The sequence below is a fragment of the Rhodovibrio sodomensis genome (assembly GCF_016583645.1).
Lineage (GTDB): Bacteria > Pseudomonadota > Alphaproteobacteria > Kiloniellales > Rhodovibrionaceae > Rhodovibrio > Rhodovibrio sodomensis.
This window is the reverse complement of the sequence record NZ_NRRL01000200.1, coordinates 1-5247: the sequence shown is the minus strand read 5'-3', so window position 1 is coordinate 5247 and position 5247 is coordinate 1. Positions and strand designations below refer to the sequence as shown.

The window sequence follows — 5247 nt, the reverse complement described above, 5'->3', positions numbered from 1 at the left end:
CCAACCAACGATTTGGCGGTCGCCGACCAGATCTCGAAGAGAAATGTGCCCCTGCGGAACCTTCGCCATCGAAGCGAACAGCCATTTTGGCATCTACCGCTTCAAACCGTGAAAGAAAGACACATTGGCTATGCGACAAACGCGGGCCGGTCCTGTTTGATGTCATCGACCTCGCTTGACCTTGCCGATACAAGGCAGTTCCAGCGCCGTCGGTTACCTAGCCATGCGTGACTGTGTCCGTCGACGAGCTTTCATGGCGCCGCATAATCGCCTCGAGGGCTGCTTCGGCCCGGCGCAGGTCCACACGGTCGGGTCCGGTGAAAGTATCCGCCTCTGCGGCGTGTTCGATCGCCCGTCGCACCCGAGCGAGGGCCTCACGAGCGCGGTCCAGTTCAGTGGCATTCATGGTAGACGACCCCGTCTATTCCTTTTCCGATTGGTCGCGAACCCGAGCGTTGCCGACTGCCGTTTAGCTGGATCTTGTTGCTTTCAGTCAAGCGTGGAAAACGCAAAGGTCACAGTCAGAAACAGGGAGTCTGCCCCGGGGTTCCGGTCATGGATGTCGGCGTTCGAGACGTGCTGGTAGGCGATCCCGATCCGGGTGCGTTCCGTGATCCGATAGCCGGCGGCGAGTCCAAGGTGGAACTGAAAAACACCGCCTAAGTCCCGGCTGTCGCCCTCGCTGTACCCAGCTATGCCTGCGGACGGCCAGAGATACCAACGCTCGAACGGGNGAAGCGCGGGCCAAAATTGTCCTCGAACATCCGGGCGCCAAAGCGGTATTCCGCCATTCCCTCGGCCGACAGCTCGTCGGTATCGAACGCGTCGAACGCGCCCAGGCCGAGGGTGAGTTGACCAGGCTGATCGGCCGCCCCCGTTGTCGGGACCAGCGCGAGCGACGCCACCACCGCCGGTCCGGTTATTTTACGCATGCCGACTACCCTCTTACGCAGTACATATCACCACTGTAAAAAGAGCCAGATGGTGATCGATCCCGCAAAACCGGAAGATCGGTGACGCCATCACGATTTCGTTGCGGGGCCCGCACGTAGCACCCGCACATAGCACGGCGGCTCACGCCTAGCCGGATGTCTTGCATCGGCTCCGGCGGCGATCGTCAAGGCGACGGTATGAAGCCTAAAGATGCGATGGTCGGCGGCAGAGTGCTTCATCCCAGCTTGGCGAGCAGGCGGACGATCCGGCGGGTGCGCGCGGAGAACAGGCTGGGCGTGTAGAAGCTGCCGGCCGCACGCTTGGAGACCTCGCCGAAGGTTGGATAGGGGGCGATCATTTGCGCGATCCCACCCACCTTCTCCTTACGCTGCACTGCCAGGATCCAGGGGTAGATCACCTCGCCCGCGTGCGCGCCCACAACGCCGCAGCCGAGCACCCGGCCCCTGGTGTCCGTGACCGCCTTGATCCGCCCGTCGGTCAGCCGCTCCGCCCGGGCGCGGTCGTTGTCGGCATAGGGCCAGGTGAGCACGCGGATCCGGTCACCGTGAGCCTCTCGGGCTTGGGCTTCGGATAGGCCGACCTGCGCAAGCTCCGGCGTCGTATAAGTAACGCCGGGCACGCTGGCGTGGTCGGCCTTGGCGGGGATGCGGAACAGCGCGTTCTTGATCACGATCCCGGCGTGGTAGCCGGCGACATGGGTGAACTGCGGCCCACCGGCGCCGTCGCCGGCGGCGAACACGCGCTTGTTCGTCGTGCGCAAGCGGGCGTCCACTTTCAATCTGCCGTTCGTCCGCTCAATCCCGGCTTCGTCCAGGCCGAGGCCGTCCAGCACACTGGTGCGCCCGGCAGCGATCAGCAGGTGGCTGCCGGCGATCCGCTCCCGGCCGCCGTTGCGCTCGACGTCCACCGCGACCCCGTTGCCCTGCGGCGCCACGCCCGCAACCCGGCTGCGTTCGTACAACCCCACCCCGTCGGCGAGCAGCTGTCGACGCAGCACGTCCACAAGCTCGGGATCGTCGCGCGGCAGCAGGTCCGACATCTCGACCAGGCTGACCCGGGAGCCCAGGTGGGCGAACGCCTGGCCAAGCTCGCTGCCGATCGGGCCGCCGCCCACCACGATTAGGTGCTCGGGCAGCTCGGTCAGCTCGAACACCGTCTCGTTGGTCAGATAGGGCGTCTCGGCCAGGCCCGGAATCGGCGGCACGGCGGCCGTGGAACCGGTCGCCAGGACAAAGCGCCGCGGGCGAATGCGCACGCCGTCCGCATGAAGCTCGCGCGGACTGGTGAACGCGCCGTGCGCCTGCACCACGCGCACCCCCAGTCCCTCGAAGCGTTCCACGCTGTCGTGCGGGGCGATCCCGGCGATCACGTCGTGGACGTGCCGGTGCACATCGGAAAACGCGATCCGTGGCGGGCCGTAGCCGACGCCGTACTTGCTTGCCAGCTGATCCATCTTGGCCGCCTTGCCGGCGGCGAGCAGCGCCTTCGAGGGCACGCAGCCCGTGTTCAAGCAGTCGCCGCCCATGCGGCTCTTCTCGACCAGAACGGTGTCGGCGCCCGTCTGTTGCGCGCCCGCGGCGGTCGCCAGACCAGCCGAGCCCGCGCCGATGACGCAGAGGTCGGGGGTCATGGTTGTATCAGTCATGCGTTCCACTCTTGGGTGTTTGATGGGGCGGTAACGTGCCGCAGCGACCTAGCCGGCGTTTCTCGGCCGTGAAGCTTACCGGAGAGAGCTAACGCTGGCTGGGCCCGTCCCGTTCACGCTCCTGCCGCCGTTGGGCAGCGACCGCGCCATAGGTCGCGACCAGGTAAGGCACGACGACCGTCAGGACCGCCTTGACCATGTCGACCCCGTGCCCGGCCAGCACGCGGTCGCCCTGGTTGATGGCGATCAAGGCGGGTCCGACGACCCCGGCCGTCGCCAGAGACGTCCGCACCGTTCCAGTATGAACCGCAAGCGACAGCCATCGCCGGCAGGCCATGGATCAGTGTCCTGAGGGTGCGTGAGGTCTGAGATCTCGGGCGTGCGTCTACGCCATGTGCCAGCCGTGGCTAACGACGACGCTCTGGCCGGTCAGGGCCTTCGACCGGAACGCCGCCAGGTCGACGGCGACCTCCGCGACATCGGCGGTGGTGGTGAACTCACCGTCCACCGTGTCCTTGAGCATCACGTCGCGGATCACGGCATCCTCGCTGATCCCCAGTTCGGCCGCCTGCTCCGGGATCTGCTTGTCGACCAGGGGCGTGCGCACGAAGCCGGGACAGATGGTGTTGGCGCGCACGCCGTGCTTGGCCCCCTCCACGGCGACGGTACGGCAGAGCCCGAGCAGCCCGTGCTTGGCCGACACGTACGGGCCCTTAAACGGCGAGGCGACTTTGGAATGGACCGAGCCGATGTAGAGCAGGCACCCGTCACCCTGCGTGTACATCTGCCGCAGGGCATGCCGGGTCAGCAGGAACGCGCCATCGAGATGGATCGCCAGGACCTTGCGCCAGCTCTCGAAGTCCAGCTCGTCCAGGCTCTCGATGTGCTGGACGCCCGCGTTGGAGACGGCGATGTCGAGCGTGCCGAACTCGCGTGCGACCTGCCCGACACCGTCAGAAACGGCGTCAGGGTCGGTCACGTCCATCGCGAGCGCGATCGCGGCGCCGCCGTCGCCCTGGATCTGCTCGGCTGCGTGGACCGCCCGGTCGCCGTCGATGTCGGCGATCGCCACGCGGGCACCTTCGCCGGCGAAGCGGGCCGCGATGTCGTAGCCGATACCACCGGCCGCGCCGGTCACCAGCGCGGTTTTGCCGTTCAGCCGCATGATTCCTCCCTCTGATCAGATCTTGAAGTCGATGGTCGATTGCCGGCCCAGCTTGTCGGCCGTCTGGTCCAGCCAGTGCGCGGCGGAGGCCCGGCCGAGATCGCGCAGATGGGCCAGGAACGCGAACTCCGGGTTGAACTTCGAGGAGGCGCCATATTCGAGCATCGCGCTCGCCGGCGGGACCCGGTGCAGAAAGATCCGCTTGTGCTTGCCGGCGTCGAGTTCGCCCTTGTCAACCAGGTCGGTGACGAACGAGATCGCCCGCAACTCGCGCAGCAGCGAGGAGTTGAACGAGATCTCGTTCATCCGGTTGGCGATCTCGTGCGGCGTGGTGGGCACGTGCTCGCGCTCGATCGGGTTGATCTGCACGATCACTACGTCCGGACAGTCGCTTTCGTAGATCAGCGGAAAGATCGCCGGATTGCCCATGAACCCTCCGTCCCAGTACGCCTCGCCGTCGATTTCCACGGCCTGATAGACCTGCGGCAGCGCCGCGGAGGCCATGACCGTGTCCGGCGTCAGCTCCGCGCGGTCGAACACCCGGATCCGGCCGGTGCGGACGTTGGTCGCCGAGACGAACAACTGCAGCTGATCGCAGCTGCGCACCCGTTCGAAGTCGATCTGATCCGCCAGGATGTCCCGGATCGGGTTCATGCCCATGGGATTGAACTGGTAGGGCGAAAACGCGCGCTTGGCGGCATCGAGCGCCCAGTACGCCGGCGACATGTCCAGGTTCCAGCTGCCGGTCATCAGTTCGACGGGCCCGCGCAGCCATGGCCCGACGCCGGCCATCTCCGAGATGCCGGTCCAGAAGGCTTCGAGGCGCTGGCGCGCGGCCTCCCGGCCGCCCTGCGTCAGGCCGTCGGCGACGGCCGCCGCGTTCATCGCGCCGGCGCTCGTGCCGCTGATGGCGGCGATCCGGACCCGATCGTCCTGCAGGATCCGGTCGAGCACGCCCCAGGTGAACGCGCCGTGCGCGCCGCCGCCCTGCAATGCCAGGTTGATCGGTGTCTTGGACGCCACGATGTGCCCCCTCGGCTGTTTCCAGGCTCGGCAATACAGGCCACGCCTGTGACGAGAAACAGGGTTTCACCCGGTTTTGATGGACCGCGAGGACGCGTGTGCGGTGGCCGGTTGCCACTCAAAAGGTATCCGCGGTCAGCGGACGAAGCGCTTCATGCTTTTCCGCGCGCAGATCCTGGATCACCCGACGAAGCCGGCTGCGCAGCACCGGATCCGTTCGCACGGCCTCGTTGATGGCGCGGTAGCGTGCCGGGTCGAGACGTGGGGTCGCCTCGATGATCGTGCGGATGCGATCGCTTGGATCGGTGGCCCAAGATCCAGTGTTCTCGCTGCGCCGCGTCTGCGATTGCCGCCGCAGCACCCGATCGATCTGCACCGCGGCGATCACGAAGTTGCGCAGGTCCGCCCGGCTATAAGTCCGTGTCCGGGCCTCGCCGGCGGTGGGATCGGCGCTGATGTC

General features: G+C 66.6%; 6 protein-coding genes and 1 pseudogene. All 7 read right to left on the bottom strand.

The features are described 5' to 3' along the window. Window positions 1-489 precede the first annotated feature (489 nt). Window positions 490-733: pseudogene (locus CKO28_RS29510) on the bottom strand (acyloxyacyl hydrolase); the annotation flags it as partial. Between the two features lies 1 nt (window position 734). Then, window positions 735-932: hypothetical protein (locus CKO28_RS26770; RefSeq protein WP_207168950.1), on the bottom strand; the 198-nt coding region annotated here is incomplete at its 3' end. Window positions 933-1168: 236 nt separating this feature from the next. Next, window positions 1169-2599: a dihydrolipoyl dehydrogenase family protein gene (locus tag CKO28_RS26765; protein WP_200344399.1), complete on the bottom strand. Its 1431-nt coding sequence runs from the start codon at window positions 2597-2599 to the stop codon at window positions 1169-1171. Window positions 2600-2687: 88 nt separating this feature from the next. Continuing rightward, window positions 2688-2936, bottom strand: coding sequence for a hypothetical protein (locus CKO28_RS26760; protein ID WP_200344397.1), 249 nt, complete (start codon window positions 2934-2936; stop codon window positions 2688-2690). Between the two features lie 48 nt (window positions 2937-2984). After that, complete coding sequence (locus CKO28_RS26755; RefSeq protein ID WP_207168949.1) at window positions 2985-3764, bottom strand: 3-hydroxybutyrate dehydrogenase; 780 nt, start codon at window positions 3762-3764, stop codon at window positions 2985-2987. 15 nt (window positions 3765-3779) lie between these two features. Beyond that, the gene (locus tag CKO28_RS26750) at window positions 3780-4787 is read right to left on the bottom strand and encodes a patatin-like phospholipase family protein (RefSeq protein WP_338050254.1); all 1008 of its coding nucleotides are present in this window, start codon (window positions 4785-4787) and stop codon (window positions 3780-3782) included. Between the two features lie 118 nt (window positions 4788-4905). Beyond that, window positions 4906-5247: DUF4168 domain-containing protein (locus CKO28_RS26745; RefSeq protein ID WP_207168948.1), on the bottom strand; the 342-nt coding region annotated here is incomplete at its 5' end.